The organism is Collinsella sp. MSK.8.10 (assembly GCF_019041915.1).
In the GTDB taxonomy this organism is placed as follows: Bacteria; Actinomycetota; Coriobacteriia; order Coriobacteriales; family Coriobacteriaceae; genus Collinsella.
Genome location: NZ_JAHPYF010000008.1, coordinates 98,171 through 119,504 on the forward strand (window position 1 = coordinate 98,171; position 21,334 = coordinate 119,504).

The window sequence follows — 21,334 nt, forward strand, 5'->3', positions numbered from 1 at the left end:
GTGCCGGGCCTGCGGCTGGGACATGCCCCAGGCCCGGCGTCGCGTAGGAAAAGCTACTTACTCGGCAAGAGCGGCCTCGATGCGGGTCGTGACGCCCTTGAGGTTAAGACCGACGACGTACTGCTTGATCGGGCGCTTGATGTGCTCGATGACAAAGCGCTTGCCGTCGATGTCCTGAGCGGCGAGGTTGCGGTAGAGCTTCTCGACCTGCTCCTTGACCTCGGGATCGTTGAACGCATAGTGACCGGAGACATCCAGGATCTTCAGGCTGAGCTCATCGTCGGCAAGAATGTCGTCGACCTGCAGGTTGACGTCGTCGCCAGTCATCCACTTGCGCCAGCGCTCGGTCTTGATAGCCTTGACCAGCAGGGTGTGATACAGGTCGGAGGGGTCATCGCACAGACCGTTGTCGACCAGGATCTGCTCGGTGGCGCAGAGCTTGAGGTAGGCGCGGGTCTCCTCGGTGCCATACTGCGGAGCAACGTTGGAGGCGGTCACGTGTGCCGGGATGTGCTCGAGCAGCGTCGCGTCGTCCAGATAGTCGGCGTTGTGCTCCTTCAGGCCCACGCCGTAGCGCTTAGCCATGTCGGCGAGCTCGCGGGCATTCTTGAAGTTGTAATGGCCGACCTGCTCGGTCCAACGGGTGAGCGTACCGGTCTGGCCGACGATAAAGGTGGGCATGGGGCAGCCGCGCTTCTCGAGCTCGGGCTGCAGCTGAGAAATGAACTCCTCGTACTTATCGGTAGAGGTCAAGCCGCCATTGGTCTCCTCGGTACCGACCTCATAGGCAACCTCGGGCAGGTTATGCTCGCGACGGTACTGCTCAAGGTAGTCGATAAGATCAATCGTGCGGCGAAGCACCACGTCGAGCGGAATAACCTTGCCGATCTGATAGGGGTCCTTGGTGGGGTCGACCATCAGCAGGTCAAAGCCCGCCTCCATGTCGGCGACGAAGGACTTGCGGGCGAGCTCCATGGCCTCGTCCTCGGGCAGGTGGGCGTTACGCTCCTCGTCGCGCTGCCACGGACCGCCGTGATCGCGGCACAGGTAGTACGGACCGGTGTAACCCACCTCGTCGGCAACCTTCTTGATGTCGGCGGCAAAGCGCGTCTGGTCCCAACCGTTGACGTAGCCGGCGCCCATCTCGTCCATATCGACCTGGTTGCGGCTGGCGATAAACATGGGCGGGAAATCCTCGTCCTTGGCAAGCTCGAACACGGCCTGAATCAGGTTGGGGCTCATGGGGCCAATGCCGACCATGGTTGCGTGATCGCCGCTATCCTGCAGCTTGAGCATGCCCTGAACGGCCTGACGGATGGTGAGGTTGGACATTTTGTTCTCCTTCTCCAGAGGATTTTTGACAAAAGTTCCCTGGGACCCAGATGTGGGCCCTATCAGTACGGATGGATTTTGTTGTGTAGAGGCGGTTGTGCGGAGTCAAATCCATCCCTCCGCACAACCGGAGTCCTTAAAGGTTTACTTGGCCTGCTTGTCGAGCGTGGGCTTCATGGCAATCAGGATTGCAGCGGCGACCACGGCGCCAATCACGATGTCCAGGCAGAACAGCGCGACGTTGTTGGTGGCAAGGGCGACGATAAAGCCACCGTGCGGGACGTAGCAGTCGATGCCCTGGAAGGCGGCAAGTGCCGCACCCACGGCAGAGCCGATGCAAATGCCGGGCAGGGTGTGACCGAGGTCCTTGACCGCGAAGGGGATAGCGCCCTCGGTAATACCGATGCAGCCCATGAACAGCGCGGAGATGCCCATCTGGCGGTCAGCGTCATCGAACTTGTTCTTGGCGATGAGCGCAGCGAGGCCACAGGCGATCGGGGGAACGGCGACGGCGACGCGGAACATACCGTTAGGACCGTAGATACCGGAGGCCATGATGGCCATGGTGAAGGTCGAGGCGGTCTTGTTGATGGGGCCACCCATATCGAAGGCGGTCATAACGCCAATGACCAGACCCAGGACAACTGCGGAACCGCCCTGCAGGCTGCCGAGCACGCCGGTGAGCCAGTCCATCACAAAGCCAAGCGGCGTGGCCAGGATGTAGATATAGGCCATGCCCAGGACAAGCGAGGTCAGAATCGGGATGATCAGGATGGGCATGATGGTCTGGATGGTGTTGTTGACCTTCCAGGTCTTCATCCAGCGGACAAAGTAGCCGCAGATGACCGCCATGATCATGGCGCCCAAGAAGCCGGTCGAAACGCTGTTGCCGTTAGGGGTAACGACTGCGTTGTTGACCAGGTAGCCCAGGACAAAACCGGGGGCGAGCGCGGGCTTGCCAGCCATCGAGTAGGCGATGTATGCCGCAAGCACCGGGATCATCATGGAGATGCCGGCCATGCCGATGGTGTTAAGACTCACCATCAGCGGGTTCGTAACCTCCATGCCGTTGGCGCCGGCGGTACCGGATGCCAGCGAGAAGGCGAGGAACACGCCGCCGATAACGACGATGGGGATAAAATAGGAAACGCCGGTATTGAATGCATTGAGCAGCGTCTTGCCAGGATCGGCAAAGATAGACTGCTTGGACGCCGGTGTCGGGGCCTGCGGGGCAGCGGAGACGGCCTTCTTCTCTGCCTTGGCCTCGGCCTTGGGCGCGTCAACGGCGCCACCCGTCGCCTTGATGATCTCAATGGCCTGGTCGATGATCTTTACCGGATCGGCGATTACATCAGAGGTGCCGACCTTCAGGAACTTGCCCTCGGCCATCTTCTGCTCAAAACGGTCCTCGTTCTCGACACCCACGTCGACGGACTCCAGGACCAGGTCGGCGGAGTCCACGTCTTCCTGCGTGAGCTCATTCTCGATACCCAGGCCACCCTGAGCCTCGACCTTGCACTCGATGCCACGGGCGGCGCATTCATCCTGAATCGCCTTCTGGGCCATATACGTGTGGGCGATACCCACAGTACAGGCGGCAACGCCTACGATCTTCATTGCTTCCCTCTTTTCATAGAGTTGCGTGCGCAAGACACCGTTTGCGGAGGCCTCCGGAGCATCCCCTGCCGTTTGGACTTGCTGTCTTTTCGACAAGAACAATATAGGTGCTCGTTTTTCTTAATGCCAGCTTATTTCGGTAAACGCGCAGGTCAGAGCGTTGGTTATGCGATTTAGTTATGCGTTTAACCAAAAATGAATCCTGCGATTTTGCCCTCGATTTCAAAAGTCAAGAAGTATTTGATTTTCTCGGTAGACGGCAGATGCGCATGCCGGTCACAAATTTCGACCCCACCCGTATGCCGCATTTGTTGCATACTCATATGAAAGGAAAAAGCCGCTCACCGAAGCGTATCCTTCACCAAGACTCAAAGTCATCATGTTGGAAAATGCTCATCTGTCGGAAGGAGTCGCTGTGGCAAAACAGCGCGTTACGATCGCAGACGTCGCTCGAGAGGCGGGAACCTCGACGGCAAGCGTCTCGTATTACCTCAACGACAAACGAGAAAAGCTTAGCGAGAAGACGCAGAACAAAATCGCGCGCGTCATTAAGGAACTCGGATACGTTCCCAACGCCCAAGCGCAGACGCTCACCGGCAAGCAAACCCACGTCATTGCCATCATCATTTTGGATAACACCAACAAATGGGCGGGGCTCGTTCTCAATGGCATGGAGCAGGTCATGCTCCCCGCGGGCTACCAGACGGTCGTTTGCACGAGCAACTTTAACCCCGAGACCGAGCTCATGTACGTCGACAAGATGCTCTCGCTGGGCGTCGATGGCTTTATCATCCAGCCCACGGCAAACTTCAAAGCCGTGCATGACCGCATTAGACGCGCCGGCAAGCCGGTCGTCTTTTTCGATGCGGCCATCTATAGCCCAGGTACCAGCTGGATCAAAACCAACCTTTACGACGGCGTGTACAACGCCACACAGGCACTCCTCGACGCCGGCTACGAAGATTTCTTTTCCATTGCCGCCAACATGACCGAAATGCGCACCCGCATGGAGCGTTTTCAGGGGTATGCCGAGGCGCTGGCAGCGAACGGGCAGCTCTACAAAGCGATTCCCATCGATCACAACAAGCCGTCAATCAACGAGCTCACTGAATACTTTAAATTCAAGTTCAATCCCGCCAAGCGAACCCTTATCTTCGTGCAAAATCAGTGGGCACTTCCCCGTGTCTACAAGGCCCTCCAGCCAATGGCCCATCTGCTTCCGCAGCAAATCGGCCTTTTGGGACTCAACTGCGAAGACTGGACTAATCTCACCACACCGACCGTCTCCACCATCATCGAGCCCGTCGACCAAGAAGGTCGCGAAGCAGCCGAGATGCTGCTCGCCCTACTTGACGGAAGCAGCGAACCCGGCGAGCAGCGCATTCTCGAGTGCAAGCTCAACTGGCTCGACTCCACCTCGATCTAGACCGCGGGACAAATGAATCAGTAGCGTTTGTCTCAAATCTTAAGTATTTGTTCGACAGAACGGCCCTTGCCGGCTCCTGCTAGACTGGTAGATTCCCAACCGTCCATCCAGGAGCCTCAATGTCGCGCAAGCCCGCCTACAAGCAAGCACTTTCCATCGGCACCGCCGTGGTGCTGGGGTTTGCGCTGTTTACGGGATCGCTCGACGGAGCGCCCAAGTTGCTGTCGCCGCAAGGCGATGAGCAGGCGGCGGCTCTGGCCGAAAAACAAAACGAGAGTCCCAGCCGCACCGACGACGAGGCAGACCTGGTCGCTCGGCTCGAATCGGGAACGGCGAGCGCGGCGGACCCTCAAAACAGCCAGGACTCTGGCGATGGCTCCGATTCCGCCGCGACCGACACCGATGACGACGTTTCCGCGGGCAGTGCCGCCACCCCCATCGACGAGGTCGAAAACCCCGACCTCAACCGCGCCCGCGGTGTTTATCTCAGCAGCATTCCCGACTACGCCGGCAACCCCTACGTTGCCCTTCGCGCCGACAGCACGCACCCGCTCGGCACACCATCATTCACGCTCGATGAATACGAGCGCGCTACAGAAGAGGGCTGCTTTAAGAAGTTCTCCAAGCTCGACAGCCTGGGCCGCACCCGCAAAGCGCTCGCCTGCGTGGGCCCCGAATCACTCGGTCAAGGCGAGCGCGGCGATATCTCGCGCATCCATCCTGCCGGTTGGCACCAGCAGCGCTACGACTTTATTCCGGGCCAGAGCCTCTACAACCGCTGCCACCTTATCGCCTGGTCGCTCTGCGGCGAAAACGCCAACCGCAAGAATCTCCTCACCGGCACGCGCTATCTCAACGAGACGGGCATGCTGCCGTTTGAAGAGCAGATTCTCAACTATATTCGCGATACGGGCAACCATGTGCTCTACCGCGTCACGCCTATGTATAACGAAGAGGAACTTGTCTGCCGTGGCATGCGCCTTGAGGCGCAATCGGTCGAGGACCACGGCAAGACCCTCTGCTTCCACGTATATTGCTACAACCTGCAGCCGCACGTGCAGATCGACTACACCACCGGCCGCAATCAGGCCTCGGGAGACTAGGACCGACCAAGCTGCCCCAAAGCCTAAATGATCCGTTTTCCTCCGTCCCCAAGGAATCAAAAAGAGCCGCCCCGGTTACCCAGGGCGGCCCTTTCGTCAGCACCTACATTGCAGACAAAATCACGCGCTACTTGGCGCGACCCTCCTCATAGCGCTCGACCAGCTTGGCTTGAACGTCATAGGGAACCTGCTCATAGCCAGCGGGCTTCATGGTAAAGTCGCCCGTGCCGCGCGTGATAGAGCGCAGGCGCGTCGAATAATCCGTCAGCTCGGCCAGCGGCGCCTGGGCAATGACCACGGTATCGCCGCGCTCATCGGTCTCCATACCCGTCACGCGACCGCGCGAGGCCGAGATGTCACCCATCACGGCACCAGCGTAGCTCTCGGGGATAGTCACCGTGACTTCCTCGATGGGCTCCAGCACCACCGGATCGGCATCGGCGCATGCCTTGCGCAGGCCGATGCGAGCCGCCGCGCGGAACGCCATCTCGTTGGAGTCGACGCTGTGATACGAGCCGTCGTACACAGCCACGCGAATGCCCGTGAGCGGGTAGCCGGCAATGATGCCGTCTTTCATGGTCTCCTGGACACCCTTGTCCACGGCGGGAATCAGCGAGCGCGGAATGCGACCGCCCACGACCTCGTCTACAAACTCGTAGCCGTCGCTCGTACCGTCGGGCCCAATGAGCGGCTCAACGCGCAGCCAGCAGTCGCCATACTGGCCGGCACCGCCAGTCTGCTTCTTGTGGCGGCCCTGTGCGCTCGCCGTGCGGCGGATGGTCTCGCGATACGGAATGCGGATCGGCACGCTTTTGGCCACGACCTTAGTACGGTCCTCCAGACGGTTGAGCAGCACCGAAACCTGCGCCTCGCCCACCGCCGAAATGATGGTCTGGCCGGTCTCCTCATCACGATCGATACTCATGGTCGGGTCGGCCTTGCACGCCTTCTCAATAAACGTGTAGAGCTTCTCCTCGTCACCGCGGTTCTCGGCCTCGATGGCAATGCGGTACTGCGAGTTGGGGAACTTAAACGCCGCCGCCTCGACCTTGCCGGTAATGGAGAGCGTGTCACCCGTCTCTGCCGCCAGCTTGGGCGCCACGATAATGTCGCCGGCATAGGCGTGACCGACCTCGGTCATGTCGCGGCCGCACATCACATACAGGTGAGCCAGACGATCGCTCTTGCGGGTGCGCGCGTTGATCAGCTCAAGGCCCGGCTCAAGCGTGCCCGTCAGCACCTTGATAAAGCTGATGCGGCCCTGCTGCGGATCGGCCAGCGTCTTAAACACAAACGCCACCGGGCGGTCATCGTCGCTCGAAATCTTGAGCGAATCGCCGTCAATGAGCGGCATCTCGCCATAGTCGGTCGGCGCCGGGAAGTACGTCGCGATGTCATCCATCAGCGAGTTGACGCCCTGCTCTTTAATGCAATCGCCCGCAAAGACCGGCACAAAGATGCGCTCGGCGATCGCCTTCGACAGCAGGCCTTCAAGCTCCTCCTGCGTCAGCGTCTCCTCGCCTTCCAGGTACTTCATCATCAGCTCGTCGTCAGCCTCGGCCACCAGCTCGCACAGATGGTCGTGAGCCTCCTCGGCCTGGGCACGATACTCCTCGGGAATCTCCGACTCAACGGCTTCGGTGCCGTTGCAATGGCGCGCCTTCATGCGCACCAGGTCGATAATGCCGTTAAAGTCCTCGCCCTCGCCCCAGGGAAGGGTCACGGCGCCCAAACGCGTACCAAAACGCTCCTGCAGCAGGTCCATCGTGGTCGTAAAGCTGGCCTCGGAACGCGACAGGCGGTTTACGAACACCGCACGCGCCAGACGCAGGTCCTCCGCCGCATACCAAAGCTTAACGGTCGTAGGCTGCGGACCGGCCTCGGCGTCGACCACAAACAGAGCCGTCTCGCAGACGCTCATCGCGGCAAAGGCGTCGCCGATAAAATCGGGGTAGCACGGGGCATCGAGCACATTGATGCGCGCGCCCTTCCAGTCGATCGGCGCGATGGTCGTCGAGATGGAAAATGCACGCTTGACCTCTTCGGGGTCATAGTCGAGCGTGGGCTTGGTGCCGTCGTGGCCGCCCAGGCGGGCGGTCTTGCCGGAAAGGTGGAGCATGGCCTCGGCGAGTGAAGTCTTGCCCACCCCGCCTTGGCCTACGAGCACCACGTTCCTTACGTTACCGGTCTTGGGAGCACCCATGATGACCTCCTTGCAGGGCCGCGCGCAATGCGCGACGCCAACGGGGAGAGTTCGCGGTCGGTGCCATCCCGGGAGCAGCATGGTCGGCAGCCGAGCCGACTCACCCTCCAAATGTCCTATGCCACCACCCTACCCTCACGGGCGGCTGTCCATGCATACCTTTCGGCGCACGTATGAATACAGGCGGCGAGAGGAAGAGACAAGCTTGTGAGGCGATTATTGAACCCCGTCGATGCAAACAAAAAGCCGCCACAGACCGTAAGACCTGCGGCGGCTTCGCCTCAATTAATAGTTGAGTAAATACCTGAGCCTATCCCTCGATACGGCTCAAGAACTCACGGGTGCGCTGCTCACGCGGATGGTCGATGACCTGCTCGGCAGGACCCTCCTCGACAATGCGGCCGCCATCCATAAAGACCACGCGGTCGGCAACATCGCGCGCAAACTGCATTGCGTGGGTCACAATCACCATCGTCATATTCTGCGCGGCAAGGTCTTTAATGACACGCAGCACCTCGGCCGTCAGCTCGGGATCGAGTGCCGAGGTCGGCTCGTCAAAGAACAGGATCTCTGGATCGAGCGCCAAGGCGCGGGCGATACTCACACGCTGTTGCTGGCCGCCCGAAAGCTCACATGGCACCTTGTTCTCGTTGCCCGTAAGCCCCATCTGCGCGATCAACTCGCGCGCACGAGCTTCCGCCTGCTCGCGCGGGCGCTTAAGCACGCGGATCGGCGCGTCGATGATGTTTTTCATCACGGTATAGTGCGGGAACAGGTTGTAATTTTGGAACACCAGGCCGAATCGCGAGCGCGCCTGTTTGAGCACATCGCCCTTCGCATAGACCGCGCCCGAGCCCGCATCCGTCGCGACGGCAAGGTCGCCAAACGAGAGCGAGCCACCGTCGAGCGTCTCGAGCAGCGTGGCGCAGCGCAGCAGCGTGGACTTGCCGCCACCCGAAGGCCCGATAATCGCCACGACCTCGCCACGCTTCACCTCAAGCGAGATATCCTTGAGCACCTCATTGCCGCCAAACGCCTTACGCGCGTTCGATATTTTCATTACCGTTCCGGACATGGGAACCTCCATGTGTTTAAAAAGTCAGCGAGCGTGTGACTGGCGAGGCAATGTGCTCCGAAAGAGGAGCGCCGCGTACTTCTGTACGCAAGCGACGGCTTGAGAAGCAGATTGGCCGTCAGGCACGCGCGCAGCGTCGAGCAGTCCGCCGTTCGTTAGAACGGCGGAACGATCTAGTCATGGTAGTAATCCAATTTTTTCTCGGCGGCGCCCAGCAGCATCTCGACGACGAAGTTAAAGACCCAGTAGATTAGCGCCGCGATCGCAAACGGCACCATGCTCACCTGCGAGGCGACCAGCGCCTTGGCCGTCGAGAACATCTCACCCACGCCAATGGCAAACGCCAGCGACGTGTCCTTGACCAGCGTGATGATCTCGTTGCCCATCGCAGGCAGAATACGCTTGGCGACCTGCGGCATCACGATATACAGAAACGTCTGCATGCGCGAGTAGCCCAGCACCTCGGCAGCCTCGTATTGACCGCGAGGAATGGACTGCAGGCCCGAGCGATAGATCTCGGCAAAGTAACCGGCGTAGTTGATGATGAACGCTACGACGCACGCCGTCCATTTGGAATCGGGCGTGAGCGAAATGCCAAACACGTAGTACGGGGCAAAGTAGATGGCAAACATCTGCAGCATGAGCGGCGTGCCGCGCATGACCGAGATATAGATGCGCGCAATCCAGCGAAGCGGCGCGATTTTGCTCATGCGCATAAACGCCACGGGGATTCCCAGCGGAATCGACCCCAGCAGCGTCAGCACAAACAACTGCAAACTGACCAAGAATCCCTGGCCAAGCATCTGCATCATGACCTGAATAGACATTACTTGAGCACCCAATTATCGAAAGATAGACCATAGCTTGAATACTTGTCGCACAGGTCCTTGACCGTGCCGTCCTCGTAGAGTGCCTTGAGCGACTCGGTCACGGCGTCGGCCGACTTGGTGTCGCCCTTCTTAAAGCCGACGGCGTAGTGCTCGCTGGACAGCGGCTCATCAAGCTGCGTATAAGCATCGGGCTTGGCGGCAAGCTGATACTGGGCAATCGAAAGGTCGCAAGCCACGGCATCGACCGCGCCGCTCTCGAGCTGCATAAAGGCCGTGTTGTACTCGCCGATCGTGTCGAGCGTGGCAAACGTCGCCGCCAGATCCTTCTGGTCACCCTCTAGCACATCCTGCGCAGCGGAATCGGTCTGGGTAATCACGGTCTTGCCGGCAAGATCGTCCCAGCCTTTGATGCCCGCATCCTTCTTGACCACCAGCACCTGCTCATTGAGCATGTACGGCTCGGAGAACGTATAGTCGTCCTCGCGGCCCTCCATGGTAAAGCCGTTCCAGATGCAGTTGATGGCGCCCGAGTTAAGCAGCGTATCCTTGGCGTCCCAATCGATGGCCTCGTATTTGACCTCCCAGCCCTGCTTATCGGCAACGGCCTTGGCAAGGTCGAGGTCAAAGCCCGTGTACTCGCCGTCATCGCCCACAAAGCCGTACGGAGGATAGGACTTATCAAAGCCCACCACGAGCTTCTTGGACTCCGCAGCGCCCTTCACGTCCTTGGCTGCAGCAGAACCGGCAGCGGAACCCTTACCGGCACCACCACCGCAGCCTACCAGGCCAAGACCTAGAACCGTAGCGAGCGAACCGGCTAGACCAACAAACTGACGACGAGACATATCGGTGTTCATGGTATTCCCCTTTGGTAGCACTTTAGTTAGGTAAAGTGAGTCGTGTAACGTCCAGAATCATACACTCTACCTTGATAAAGTACAAGGGAGAGGTTGCCCGGCGTGGGCGGGGAGCGGCGCGTAATTAAGTTTCCTGCTCTACAGTCCTGCGCAAGACGGAAAGCACATTAAGTGCTTTCCTTTGCGTGCGGAACTCGCGATAAACTTAATTACGCGCCGCTCCCCGCCCACGCCGGGCAAACATCGTTGGACTTATCGCTGACATGAAATGGGCGCTTGCATATCGTCTGCTAACTTGGCACGGTACAATGCTTTCAGATTTCAATTTGTAAATTAGTGGGGTTAATTCATGGCAGAATCTCGTGCGGAGCGTAAGGCTCGTCGTGCTTTGATCGAGGCGGCTGAGGGGTCAGAGGAGAAAAAATCTTCTAAGAAATCCAAGTCGTCTCAGGACGCGAAGGGTAAGTCGGCCAAGGGCAAGGCTAAGGCCAAGCGTCCCGGCTCTCGTCGGAACGAGGATAAGGCATCTCAGACTCGCTCCAAGCGCTCGCATAAAGATCGGGTTTCGTCTGCGCGTAAGGCTGTGGACCCCAAGTCTCCTTGTTCCATCATGAAAGCTTGCGGTGGGTGCACGGCGCTCAATCGTCCTTATAAGAAGCAGCTCGCCGCCAAGCAGGCTGCTATGGAGGAGCTTTTTGCTTCGCTTTGCGAGCGTGAGGGCATTGCTGTAGATCCTATTCGTGGCATGGGTGTCACCCTGGGCGACCCGGGCAAATATCCTGCGCCGCGTGGCTTTCGTCATAAGGCTGCCACTCCCTTTGCTCCCGGTAAGGAGGAAGCCGTCCGTTGCGGTTTCTTTGAGCGCGGCACGCACAAGATCGTTGCCGTACCCGAATGCCCCGTCGAGGCACCGGGCGCCCGTCAGATTCTCAACGGCATCGCACGCGAAGCTGAGCGGCTGCATATTCCCGCCTTTAATGAAGACAAGCATCTTGGTTTACTTCGCTATACCGTCGTCCGCTGCGGTTGGCGTACCGACCAGGTCATGGTCACGCTCGTGACCGCTCAGCGCGACTTGCCTCATGCGCAGGAGTTCTTTGAGGCTGTCGCCGCACTCAATCCGCACATCGTCACCGTCGCCCAAAACATCAACGGACGTCCCGGCAACGCCATCCTCGGCGAGGAAACCCGCATTGTATATGGCGCCGAGTGCATGCGCGACCAGCTGCTCGGCTGCGAGTTCGATATCTCCCCCACCGCGTTCTACCAGACCAACCCGCAGCAGACCGAGCTGCTCTATCAGCTCGCGATTGACGGCATGGACCTGCAGCAGGGCGACGTACTCATGGATGCCTATTGCGGTAGCGGAACTATCGGCCTGTGCGCAGCTAAAGATGCCCAGAACAAGGGTATCGGCATTATGCTGCTCGGCGTTGAGCGCAACCCGGCGGGCATTGCCGACGCACGTCGCAATGCCGAGCTCAACGGCCTCACCCGCAGCGCTTGGTTTATGGCCGACGACGCCACCGACTACATCCTGGATGCCGCCGACAACAACGAACGCGTCGACGTTCTTTCCATCGATCCGCCGCGCGCCGGCTCCACGCCCGAGTTCCTCGAAGCTGCCTGCGCGCTTAAGCCGCGCCGCATCACCTATATCAGCTGCAACCCCGTAACTCAAGAGCGCGACCTGCATCAGCTCCTCGACGGAGGCTATCGCCTGCTCAAGATCACGCCCGTCGACATGTTCCCTCACACCGACCACACCGAAACCGTAGCGGTCCTCGAACGCCGCTAACCAACCTCAGTAGATTTTTGGGACAAGAAAGGGGGCGACCCGCCTGGGCCGCCCCCTTCGCTTGGTTTATAAACTCCGCTACATCCCATTGCGCAGATCGCACACGTCGGCTGCCGCCATCTCGCGCAGCAGCGTCTCGCGGTCGCGCGTCACGATCAAATCCAGCGGGAAGTGAATCTCGTCGAGCATCTTGCGCGCGTGATCGAGCTTGCCAATGGCCATGCCAATGTGGGCATCGGTTGACACGCCAATGCCCACGCCCAGCTCGGCGCAGCGCTCGGCGATCTTGCGGCATACGGCCCAATGCTCAGTGTCGACACCGTGTTCAAGACTATGGTTGTTGATCTCGATAATCTTGTGCTTGGCCTTAGCTGCCAACAGCACCTCGTCGATATCGAACGGCACGCCCGAACGCCCCGTGTGACCCAGCATGAACACCTTGGGGTGCTCCAGGGCATTGATATACATCTCGGTCGTCTGGGCCAGCGTCGCGCCTTCAGCAATCTGCGAATTATGCACGCTCGCAACCAAATAATCCAAATTACGCGTAACCAAATCGAACAGCGAATGCTGACGGCTGTACGAATCGCCGGCAATATCGAGCGTGACAGGAGTGTCCTCGCCAAACAGGCTTCCGTCCAGCGAAACGATATCGGCCTCGGCACCACGCAGCACCAGCACGCCGCTCCAAATGCGCGGCCAGATATCCTGGTTGATAAAGAACTGATAACTGCGCAGGTCATTAGGGCAAGCCGTAACCATAGAGCTCAGATGGTCGGCAGATCCGAGCACCTGCAGGCCACGCTCTGCCGCCCAGTACACATTCTCCTCAATGGTCGAATATGCATGCGCAGAGAACATCGTATGGGTATGAATGTCACAAGAAAGCAGGTAGGGCATCAGGTCTCCTTATCTGGCACGGCCGTCGCTTATATTCATTGTACGCATAGCCTTCGATAGTCGTAAAACCACTCCATCCCAAAGACACAACGTCCATGACAACGGGGCCTGGCTTAACACCAAACCCCGTTTCACGTAAAACATTGTAGGCAGAGCGCTTTACTTTTAACGATACTCGTCCGCCAACTGTTTCCAAGCGGGTAGCGAATTGACAATCGTTTCGTAACTCACGCAATAGCCCAGGCGGAACCAACCCGGCATACCAAAGCTGTCCGAGGGAACCGCAAGCAACTCATACTTCTTTGCGCGCTCGCAAAACGCATTCGCATCGGGCTCGAGCGCCTTCACCCACAGGTAGAAAGCACCATCCGGCTCAACATAGGTGTAGCCATACTCCGCTAGTGCGTCGGTAAGCGCGGTGCGGTTGCGTGCATAGGCCTCAACGTCACTCGGCTCATCGATGCAGTCGATAATTACGCGCTGGAAGAGTGCCGGTGCGCATACAAAACCCAGCGTACGGGCAGCACCCGCAACAGCCGGCATCAGACGGGCGGCCTGCGGATTGGTGTTGGGAACCAAGATCCACCCCACGCGCTCACCCGGCAGCGACAGCGACTTGGAATACGAGTAGCACACGATGGTGTGCTCGTAAATCGAGGGCACCCAAGGCACCTCGGCACCGTACACGATTTCGCGGTACGGCTCATCCGAGATGAGCATAATCGGATTCTCGGGATCGCGCTGAGCGTTGGCCTCGCGCAGAACGTTGGCCAGTCGCGTCAGCGTGTCGCATGTATATACGGCACCGGTCGGATTGTTGGGAGAGTCGATGATGACGGCCGCCGTCTTATCGCTGATCGCCTTGAGCACGTTGTCCACGCTCAGCTGGAACGTATCTTCATCGGCGAGCGCCTCAACACACGTACAGCCGGCCTTCTCAATCCAAACGCGATACTCCGGAAAGTACGGGGCGATAACAATAACCTCGTCGCCCGGGTTCGTAACGGCGTTGAGCGTGCAGGTGAGCGAAGCCGCGGCACCCACCGTCATAAAGACGTCTTTGCCCTCATAGCTCGTGCCAAAGCGGCGGTTGAGCGATTCGGCCACAGCGGCACGACATTGCGGCAGGCCCGGTGCGGGCGTGTAGCCGTGCAGCTGGTCGCTCGGCAGCTCCAGGGCCTTCTTAATCGACTCAGCCACGGCAGCGGGCGCCGGAACACTCGGGTTGCCCAGCGAAAAATCGAATACGTTCTCCGCACCGATCTGTGCCTTGCGCTCAAGACCATAGCTAAAGATCTCGCGAATGATGGAGCTTTCCGCACCGCGAGCATACATAGTTTCGTTGATCATCTGTTCCCCTTTCGCATAGGCGCTATTGTACGCTTTAGCCGAGCAAAGTGCCGCAGCAATGTTGATTGGGGACAGACTTAAATGCGTGAAAACGCTCATTTAAGTCTGTCCCCAATCAACAGACGGCCCCATATCGCTCAAAAGAAAAAGCCTCCGCAGGTTTCCCCGCGGAGGCTTTCGCCACAAAGACTATTTGTCGGCGTCGGTGTCGGCATCGGCATCGACGACGGCATGGTCATCGTCAGCATCATCGGATGCGGCTTCGGCATCCTCCTGCATGGCCGCCTGCGCAAAAGCCGCGGCATCGGCCGCCAGCTCCTCCTCGCTCATGCGAGGCGCGCGCTTCTTGGTCGGCATGCCGGCCGCCTTGGCATTGCGCTCCTCCTTGGCCGCCAGGATATCGCCCTCGCGCTCAAGGTAGGCGTCCCACTCATTATCGAGCAGGGCATTCACGGCATCGCCCTCGACAGTCTCGCGCTCAAGCAGCACCTTCGCCATCAGATCGAGCTGATCGCGACGGGCGTCCAGGATCTCGACCGCACGACGATGGGCCTCACGCATAATGCGCTGAACCTCGATATCGATGCGGCGCGCCGTCTCCTCGGAGTAATCCTGGTGATCGGCGTAATCGCGACCAAGGAACACCTGATGTTGCGCCTCGCCAAACACTTGCGTGCCCAGCTCCTCGCTCATGCCCAGGCGCGTGACCATCTCGCGCGCCATCTTGGTTGCGCGCTCCAGATCGTTGCTCGCACCCGACGTAATGTCATCGCACATGAGCTCCTCGGCAACGCGACCGCCCAAGAACACGGCGAGCTCGTCGAGCATCTCGTTCTTAGTCTTGAGGAAGTGGTCCTCCTGCGGAAGCTGCAGCGTGTAGCCCAGAGCCTGACCGCGGCTGACGATCGAGATCTTGTGGACCGGATCGGAGTGCTCCAGGATGTGGCCCACCAGGGCGTGACCGCTCTCGTGGTAGGCAATCGTGGTGCGCTCGGCCTCGGTCATCACGCGACCCTTGCGTTGCGGTCCGGCAATCACGCGCTCCATCGACTCCTCGACCTCGTCCATCGAGATCACGGAACGATGACGGCGAGCGGCCAGCAGCGCAGACTCGTTGAGCAGGTTCGCCAAATCGGCACCAGTAAAGCCAACGGTCATCTGGGCGAGCTTCTCAAACTTAACGTCCTCGTCCATCGGCTTGTTCTCGGCATGCACGCGCAAGATCTGCTCGCGGCCCTTCACATCCGGACGGTCAACCGTAACCTGGCGGTCAAAACGGCCGGGACGCAGCAATGCCGGATCCAGGATGTCAGGACGGTTGGTCGCAGCGATCAGGATGACCGACTCGCTTTCCTCAAAGCCGTCCATCTCGACCAGCAGCTGGTTGAGCGTCTGCTCGCGCTCGTCGTGACCGCCGCCCAAGCCAGCTCCGCGCTGACGTCCCACGGCATCGATCTCATCGATGAAGATGATCGACGGGGCCTGGGACTTGGCCTCCTTAAAGAGGTCACGCACACGGCTGGCGCCGACACCTACGAACATCTCGACAAAGTCGGAACCCGAGATGCTAAAGAACGGCACGCCCGCCTCGCCGGCAACGGCCTTGGCCAGCAGCGTTTTACCGGTTCCCGGAGGGCCAACCAGCAACACGCCACGCGGGATCTTGGCGCCCAGCTTGCGATAGCGATCCGGATCGCTCAAAAAGTCACGGATCTCCTCGAGCTCCTCGACTGCCTCGTCCACGCCGGCAACGTCTTCAAACTTGACCTTGGGGCGTGTGGCCTCGTTGGTCTTGGCGTTGGTCTTGCCAAACTGCATGTTCCTGTTGTTGGCGCCCATCATCTGGCGCATAAAGTAGAACATGATGGCGATAAGGGCGATCGTCGGAAGCACACTCATCGCCAAGTCGCCCCAAAAATCGGGATCGTTGGTGTTGACGATGTACTTGGTATCGGGATGCTCCGCCATGAGCTCGGCAAGCGAATCGGAGCCGACATAGGTCGAGGAGAAGCTCTTGAGCTCGCTCGTATCGCCCTTGTCCTTCTTCGTCTTCCAGTAATGACCCGTCACGCTTCCGTCTTGAACCGTATAGGTCAGATCTTCGACGCGATCCTGCTTGATGGCGCTCACCATCTCGCTCGTCGCGAGCTTAACGGTATTGCTGGAATTGGCAAAGCCGGAGCCCATGTTAAAGAAGGCGTAGCCCAGAAGCGCGCAAGCCAAAATAAAATACAGCCAGCCCGTACGCGTGGGCTTCTTGCCTCCGGGCATCCCCGGGATCTTTGGGTCCCGGGGAGTCTGGGAATTGTTGTCGTTACGGTCGTCGGGCATCTTACGAATAAACCTCCGGTTTCAAAATGCCCAGATACGGAAGGTTGCGATAGCGCTCGGCATAGTCGAGGCCGTAGCCCACCACAAAGGCATCGGGGCAATGGGTTCCAACATACTTGGGCGTGATGGCCGAGACGCGGTCCTCAACGTCCTTCCACAGGAAGGCGGCGACCTCCAGCGAGGCGGGCTTGCGGCTCTCGAGGTTCTTCATCAGATACTTGAGCGTCAGGCCCGAGTCCAGAATGTCCTCGACGATCAGCACGTCGCGACCGCGGATGTCGATATCCAGGTCCTTAATGATACGCACGATACCCGAGGACTTCACACCGTCGCCGTAGCTCGAAACAGCCATGAAATCGATGTTGGTCGGCAGCTCGATCTTACGCATCAGGTCGCCCATAAAGACCACGGCGCCGCGCAGGACCGCAATCAGCACCAGATCCTTACCCGCGTAGTCGCGCGTAATCTCCTCGCCCAGGCGAGAGACGATACCGTCGATATCCTCCTGCGTGAACAGAACCTTCTCGATATCCGGATGTTGAGAAGCCATGACAACCCTTTCTTGTGCTTATCGCCCACACACCGCCGTATGGACGCGAACTACACATTCTAGCAGCGCACGGGGTAAATTTACCAGCCCGTGCGCCATCAGCGCGGGAATACCGTCAACGTCGCACAGAATAGCAGGCGTGGGACGCTATTCCGCATCGACCACGCGGAGCAGATATGCCACACGCGTTGCGGCCGTGCACTTAAAACGCTCGTCCGCGCGAACTCCGGCGACCCACACCACGGCACCCCCCGGCGCCGTCCTCACCATGGGCACTCCGGCGCGCTCGGAAACGGGAATGCGAGCCTCACCTAGCAAGTCGGATACTTTCTTGCTTCGACCACTCATCCCTAACGGGCACATCACGTCTCCCGGTGCGGGACCGTCCACCCACAGGCGCGCCAATCGCGCCTCGGCAGGGATCTCGCCACGCGAGCCCGCCAGGATCCGCTCACTATCGCTGTCGGCAAAACCCAGGGCAGCCGCGTCTACCAAAGCTGTCACTTCCCCGGCAGCCGCAAGCTCACGGGCGCGGCGCACGATATCGCATCCCGGCTCAACGGCCATCGGTTCTGTGACCAGCATACGTCCCCCGCCCAACGGCAAACGACCGGGTACGGTAACCCAGTCCGCGACCAGGCCCTCGCGAGCCGCCGGCGCCTTAAACGCCAGCATGCCAAACTCAATGCGTGCGTCAATCCCCGCCGGAAGCGTGACCGAGCCGGCGCCCTCGGCAACGCAGGAAAGGACTCGCTCCACATGTCGCATCTCTGGACGAGCGTCCGGATCGATGCGCTTAATTGCCAGTCGCACGATACGCCGCGCGATTACCACCTCGGCCGCAGCAAGGCGCCTGGCATCGAGCACCAGCGCGCCCGCCGCCTCCTTACGCAGGCAGCTTCGAAACGCCTGTGCCGAAAGCTGAGACAAAAACGCGTCCTCATCGCCTAAGATCTCGCAGGCGGCGCCAATCGTCTTGCAGACGCTCGCGTTGCGCTGCGCCACCACCGGCATCACTCGATGGCGCACGTAGTTTCGCAGATACGAGATATCCTCATTGCTCTCGTCTTCACGCCACGGCTGACCATGTACCTGTAGATAGCCCACGAGCTCGCCATGAGTTAGGTCGAGCAAGGGACGCACCACGATATTCCTCCGGCGAGGAATGCTCGATAGGCCAGCGGGCCCTGAACCCTTAATCGCGTTCATCAAAAACGTTTCCGCGCGATCCGAAGACGTGTGCGCGGTGCAGATACGAGCCGCCGTTCGCGGTGCCCCCGTCTGGGCGCAGAGCTCGCGAACATACCTCCGCGCCGCGGCATAGCGCACCTCGCGGGCCGCGGCCTCAATATTGCCCGACTCCCCATCAAAATAAGCGTGCTCCACGCACAGCGGTAAACCATATTTCGCGCAGAGCTCACGCACAAAGGCCTCGTCGCCATCGGACGCCTTGCCGCGCAGATGATGGTTTACATGCAGCACATGCAGGCGCTCGCGAGCAATGGGGGCAACACCGCGTCCGTCTTGGATATCCAGCTTTGATGTGCACGCCATAAGAAGCAGTGCCGTCGAGTCCGCGCCGCCTGATACCATGAGCACGACAGGAGCAGCCTGCTGCCTCGTTCGGGTCTCATCGACTGCCCCGGGCACGGCATGGTGTCCATAATGCTGTGATACCGTTGGCATTCGCTTCCTCCTCTATTCGTCCGCACCCATTGTATCCTTTGGAATCTTATGTCTCGTCTGCACCTTCATATCCTCGGCAGTGGTTCTAAAGGCAACTGCGCACTCATCGAGGGCCCGCAGGGGCTCATTATGGTCGATGACGGACTGTCTCGCCGCGAGACATTAAAGCGCATGGCAGAACTGGGGCTCTCGACAGACAACGTCTCGGCTCTTCTCATTACTCATGAGCATAGCGATCACATCAAGGGCCTCGATGTCTGGTGCAAGCACTGGCACGGCCCCCTCTTTGCCAGCAGGGGCACTCTTTCGAACAAAGAAAATCTTTCGCATCTGCCTGTCGAGGAATTCGATCCCGGTGACACCCTATCCATTGCCGGCATCCACGTGCAAACCTACTCAACATCACACGATGTCATCAATCCAGTCGGTTATCGATTCGACGCCCTCGATGATTCCATCGGCTTTGCCACCGACACCGGAGAGCTATCGAGCCAAGCCATGAACACCCTCAAAGATTGTCGAGTCCTCGCGCTCGAAAGCAACCACGATGTGACCATGCTGCGCGAGGGAGAATATCCCCGCTTTCTTCAGGAGCGCATCCTGTCTGCAAGGGGACACCTCTCCAACAGCCAAGCCGCCGAAGCCGCGCGCGAACTTGTTACAGATCGCACCGAACAGCTCATTGCCATGCATATCAGCCAAGATAACAATCGTCCGAGCCTTACCGTCAAAAGCTATGCCAAAGCTCTGGCCGCAACCCTGGATGACGAGGTCGGCAGCTCCGCAACCCTTCTCCAAGGATCGCGAAAACTCTCGATACGCCCTGCGAGTCAGTATCAGCCGGCAACCATTCAATAGACTGTCCTAGACAGCAAAAGGGGCCGAGAATCGCTTCCCAGCCCCTTTTGCTGTCTTTTAATAGCGCAGAACACCAACGAAGTTAGTCGATGGAGATCTTCGTAACGTTCTTCTTCTCGACGATCTTGGGAACCGTAACGGTCAGGATGCCGTCAGCGTACTTAGCCGAGAGGCCCTCGCTCGAAGCGTCCTTTAGATACACGCCACGCGTCGCGCTGTACGAGCTGAACTCCTTCTGCAGGAAGTTCTTGCCCTCGTTCTCCTCGTCTTCCTCGACATTCACGCTAATGGACAGACGGCCCTCGTTAAGCTCGACATCGATATCGTCCTTGGCGACACCGGTCAGATAGGCCTTGACCTCATAGCCGTCGCCCTTATCCTCAACGTCAACGGGAAACGCCTTGGAAGCAATCGAGTTGTTTGCAAGGTCGGTCATATCATCAAACAGATCGAACAGCGAGCTTGCAGAGGGGCGAACGCCAAAAACCGAACGATAAGGAACCATGCTTGCCATGTTTACCACTCCTTTTAGGACTGCCGAGCCATCTTCTAGGTGACTGGGACTTCTTTTGACGCTCTTATATATGCCCACACAGTGCTTATATATACATCGACTATAAAGTTTTTTGAGTCAAGTACTATAAGCATATCTAAGTGTGTATGACTCAGGTTTTAGTAAGGTTAAGGTTCTTTGAACCAGAGCTTAAATAACGAGTATGTTCGCAGCTACAAATAACAAGGGGCTTACAATGAGCGCGTACACGTTGTTGGTAACGAGCTAAAGGGCATCATGGACGACCAAAACCAGAACAAAATGTTTATGCCGACGCAGGGGGGAGATACTTCCACGCAGCCGCCACGGTTCCATCGCCCCCACATCTCGCAAGAGCCCATTAATGATGCAGAGCCCGAGTATGTGACGAGAAATCGATATCAAACGCTCGAGGATACCCAGACAGGACGTAAGCACATGGGCGTCGCCTCGGGAGACCCTGTATATCTGAAAGACGCACCATTATCTAAAAACAGCGCAGCTAGTGAGGAGCCACTGAAAGTATCCGCCGCCAATCAACAAAGAGGTCCTCGACCAAAGCAAACCTTGACGCATTCGGCTCGCTATCTCGAAACGCCAAAACAGGGAAAATCAATCTTCGTTTCGTCAAGTAAACGACGCAAGCAGCATCGACTGACAATCCTGCTTTTAATCATTGTGGCCATAGCAGTTGCCCTTGTTATTCGATTTATTTTCTTTAAATAAAAGCTCAATACCAAAAACAATAAGATCGTCTGATGTAATTCATTTACGCCCCATAAACGCAAAAAAGGGGGGAGGCCGCGAGGCCTCCCCCTTCCAAGTTCGATGACGGCTCGGTGCCGTCCACCGGTCAGCGGCGCCCTGGCCTCCCACGGGCTGACCC

At 58.8% G+C, this 21,334-nt stretch carries 17 protein-coding genes; 5 read left to right on the plus strand and 12 right to left on the minus strand.

Going from position 1 to position 21,334, the window contains the following annotated elements:
- Nucleotides 1–57: 57 nt before the first annotated feature.
- Together KTF55_RS08935 and KTF55_RS08940 are read right to left on the minus strand one after the other, a co-directional pair.
- Nucleotides 58–1,332: a class II D-tagatose-bisphosphate aldolase non-catalytic subunit gene (locus KTF55_RS08935; RefSeq protein ID WP_195192740.1), complete on the minus strand. Its 1,275-nt coding sequence runs from the start codon at nt 1,330–1,332 to the stop codon at nt 58–60.
- Between the two features lie 144 nt (nt 1,333–1,476).
- Nucleotides 1,477–2,949 carry a PTS fructose transporter subunit IIC gene (locus KTF55_RS08940; protein WP_196033257.1) on the minus strand — a complete coding sequence of 491 codons (1,473 nt, stop codon included), beginning with the start codon at nt 2,947–2,949 and terminating at the stop codon, nt 1,477–1,479.
- Between the two features lie 415 nt (nt 2,950–3,364).
- On the opposite strand from KTF55_RS08940, the gene KTF55_RS08945 reads away from it, so the two are divergent.
- Together KTF55_RS08945 and KTF55_RS08950 are read left to right on the plus strand one after the other, a co-directional pair.
- Complete coding sequence (locus KTF55_RS08945; protein WP_040359542.1) at nt 3,365–4,375, plus strand: LacI family DNA-binding transcriptional regulator; 1,011 nt, start codon at nt 3,365–3,367, stop codon at nt 4,373–4,375.
- A gap of 119 nt (nt 4,376–4,494) precedes the next feature.
- Complete coding sequence (locus KTF55_RS08950) at nt 4,495–5,478, plus strand: DNA/RNA non-specific endonuclease (protein ID WP_152067555.1); 984 nt, start codon at nt 4,495–4,497, stop codon at nt 5,476–5,478.
- A gap of 127 nt (nt 5,479–5,605) precedes the next feature.
- Here the strand turns inward: KTF55_RS08950 and KTF55_RS08955 are convergent, their stop codons facing one another.
- The 4 genes from KTF55_RS08955 to KTF55_RS08970 form a co-directional block, all read right to left on the minus strand.
- Nucleotides 5,606–7,681: a translation factor GTPase family protein gene (locus KTF55_RS08955; protein ID WP_217108369.1), complete on the minus strand. Its 2,076-nt coding sequence runs from the start codon at nt 7,679–7,681 to the stop codon at nt 5,606–5,608.
- Nucleotides 7,682–7,991: 310 nt separating this feature from the next.
- Nucleotides 7,992–8,756: an amino acid ABC transporter ATP-binding protein gene (locus tag KTF55_RS08960; protein ID WP_226790706.1), complete on the minus strand. Its 765-nt coding sequence runs from the start codon at nt 8,754–8,756 to the stop codon at nt 7,992–7,994.
- Between the two features lie 173 nt (nt 8,757–8,929).
- Nucleotides 8,930–9,583 carry an amino acid ABC transporter permease gene (locus tag KTF55_RS08965; protein WP_117806870.1) on the minus strand — a complete coding sequence of 218 codons (654 nt, stop codon included), beginning with the start codon at nt 9,581–9,583 and terminating at the stop codon, nt 8,930–8,932.
- Entirely contained in the window at nt 9,583–10,443 is an 861-nt protein-coding gene (locus tag KTF55_RS08970) for a transporter substrate-binding domain-containing protein (RefSeq protein WP_082421872.1), read from the minus strand. Before KTF55_RS08970 ends, KTF55_RS08965 begins: the two co-directional genes overlap by 1 nt.
- A 349-nt stretch (nt 10,444–10,792) precedes the next feature.
- Between KTF55_RS08970 and rlmD the strand changes: the two genes are divergently transcribed.
- On the plus strand, nt 10,793–12,241 hold the full coding sequence (gene rlmD / locus KTF55_RS08975) for a 23S rRNA (uracil(1939)-C(5))-methyltransferase RlmD (RefSeq protein ID WP_217108370.1): 1,449 nt from the start codon (nt 10,793–10,795) through the stop codon (nt 12,239–12,241).
- A 78-nt stretch (nt 12,242–12,319) separates the two neighbouring features.
- On the opposite strand, the gene KTF55_RS08980 is transcribed toward rlmD, so the two are convergent.
- From KTF55_RS08980 to tilS, 5 genes are all read right to left on the minus strand, one after another.
- Complete coding sequence (locus tag KTF55_RS08980) at nt 12,320–13,141, minus strand: phosphatase (protein WP_217108371.1); 822 nt, start codon at nt 13,139–13,141, stop codon at nt 12,320–12,322.
- A 165-nt stretch (nt 13,142–13,306) separates the two neighbouring features.
- Entirely contained in the window at nt 13,307–14,491 is a 1,185-nt protein-coding gene (locus KTF55_RS08985) for a pyridoxal phosphate-dependent aminotransferase (protein ID WP_117848583.1), read from the minus strand.
- A gap of 189 nt (nt 14,492–14,680) precedes the next feature.
- Complete coding sequence (ftsH, locus tag KTF55_RS08990; RefSeq protein WP_226790708.1) at nt 14,681–16,762, minus strand: ATP-dependent zinc metalloprotease FtsH; 2,082 nt, start codon at nt 16,760–16,762, stop codon at nt 14,681–14,683.
- 61 nt (nt 16,763–16,823) lie between these two features.
- Nucleotides 16,824–17,372, minus strand: a complete 549-nt coding sequence (gene hpt, locus KTF55_RS08995; protein ID WP_022093938.1) for a hypoxanthine phosphoribosyltransferase — start codon at nt 17,370–17,372, stop codon at nt 16,824–16,826.
- 147 nt (nt 17,373–17,519) lie between these two features.
- Nucleotides 17,520–19,058, minus strand: coding sequence for a tRNA lysidine(34) synthetase TilS (gene tilS, locus KTF55_RS09000; RefSeq protein ID WP_199412419.1), 1,539 nt, complete (start codon nt 19,056–19,058; stop codon nt 17,520–17,522).
- A 48-nt stretch (nt 19,059–19,106) separates the two neighbouring features.
- Here tilS and KTF55_RS09005 point away from each other — a divergent pair, with 48 nt between their 5' ends.
- Nucleotides 19,107–19,916: an MBL fold metallo-hydrolase gene (locus KTF55_RS09005; RefSeq protein ID WP_117848587.1), complete on the plus strand. Its 810-nt coding sequence runs from the start codon at nt 19,107–19,109 to the stop codon at nt 19,914–19,916.
- A gap of 82 nt (nt 19,917–19,998) precedes the next feature.
- Here KTF55_RS09005 and KTF55_RS09010 read toward each other — a convergent pair whose 3' ends face one another.
- On the minus strand, nt 19,999–20,430 hold the full coding sequence (locus tag KTF55_RS09010) for an Hsp20/alpha crystallin family protein (protein ID WP_040359532.1): 432 nt from the start codon (nt 20,428–20,430) through the stop codon (nt 19,999–20,001).
- A 276-nt stretch (nt 20,431–20,706) separates the two neighbouring features.
- Here KTF55_RS09010 and KTF55_RS09015 point away from each other — a divergent pair, with 276 nt between their 5' ends.
- A complete protein-coding gene (locus tag KTF55_RS09015) occupies nt 20,707–21,174 on the plus strand; it encodes a hypothetical protein (protein ID WP_117848589.1) in 468 nt (155 codons plus the stop codon).
- Nucleotides 21,175–21,334 lie beyond the last annotated feature (160 nt).

Coding starts and splice junctions, on each gene's coding strand:
- KTF55_RS08935 (WP_195192740.1), bottom strand. CDS start 1,332: ATGTCCAACCTCACCATCCGTCAGGCCGTTCAGGGCATGCTCAAGCTG.
- KTF55_RS08985 (WP_117848583.1), bottom strand. CDS start 14,491: ATGATCAACGAAACTATGTATGCTCGCGGTGCGGAAAGCTCCATCATT.
- KTF55_RS08970 (WP_082421872.1), bottom strand. CDS start 10,443: ATGAACACCGATATGTCTCGTCGTCAGTTTGTTGGTCTAGCCGGTTCG.
- KTF55_RS08955 (WP_217108369.1), bottom strand. CDS start 7,681: ATGGGTGCTCCCAAGACCGGTAACGTAAGGAACGTGGTGCTCGTAGGC.
- hpt (WP_022093938.1), bottom strand. CDS start 17,372: ATGGCTTCTCAACATCCGGATATCGAGAAGGTTCTGTTCACGCAGGAG.
- KTF55_RS09005 (WP_117848587.1), top strand. CDS start 19,107: ATGTCTCGTCTGCACCTTCATATCCTCGGCAGTGGTTCTAAAGGCAAC.
- tilS (WP_199412419.1), bottom strand. CDS start 19,058: ATGCCAACGGTATCACAGCATTATGGACACCATGCCGTGCCCGGGGCA.
- KTF55_RS08960 (WP_226790706.1), bottom strand. CDS start 8,756: ATGTCCGGAACGGTAATGAAAATATCGAACGCGCGTAAGGCGTTTGGC.
- KTF55_RS08965 (WP_117806870.1), bottom strand. CDS start 9,583: ATGTCTATTCAGGTCATGATGCAGATGCTTGGCCAGGGATTCTTGGTC.
- KTF55_RS08950 (WP_152067555.1), top strand. CDS start 4,495: ATGTCGCGCAAGCCCGCCTACAAGCAAGCACTTTCCATCGGCACCGCC.
- KTF55_RS09010 (WP_040359532.1), bottom strand. CDS start 20,430: ATGGCAAGCATGGTTCCTTATCGTTCGGTTTTTGGCGTTCGCCCCTCT.
- KTF55_RS08980 (WP_217108371.1), bottom strand. CDS start 13,141: ATGCCCTACCTGCTTTCTTGTGACATTCATACCCATACGATGTTCTCT.
- KTF55_RS08940 (WP_196033257.1), bottom strand. CDS start 2,949: ATGAAGATCGTAGGCGTTGCCGCCTGTACTGTGGGTATCGCCCACACG.
- rlmD (WP_217108370.1), top strand. CDS start 10,793: ATGGCAGAATCTCGTGCGGAGCGTAAGGCTCGTCGTGCTTTGATCGAG.
- ftsH (WP_226790708.1), bottom strand. CDS start 16,762: ATGCCCGGAGGCAAGAAGCCCACGCGTACGGGCTGGCTGTATTTTATT.
- KTF55_RS09015 (WP_117848589.1), top strand. CDS start 20,707: ATGGACGACCAAAACCAGAACAAAATGTTTATGCCGACGCAGGGGGGA.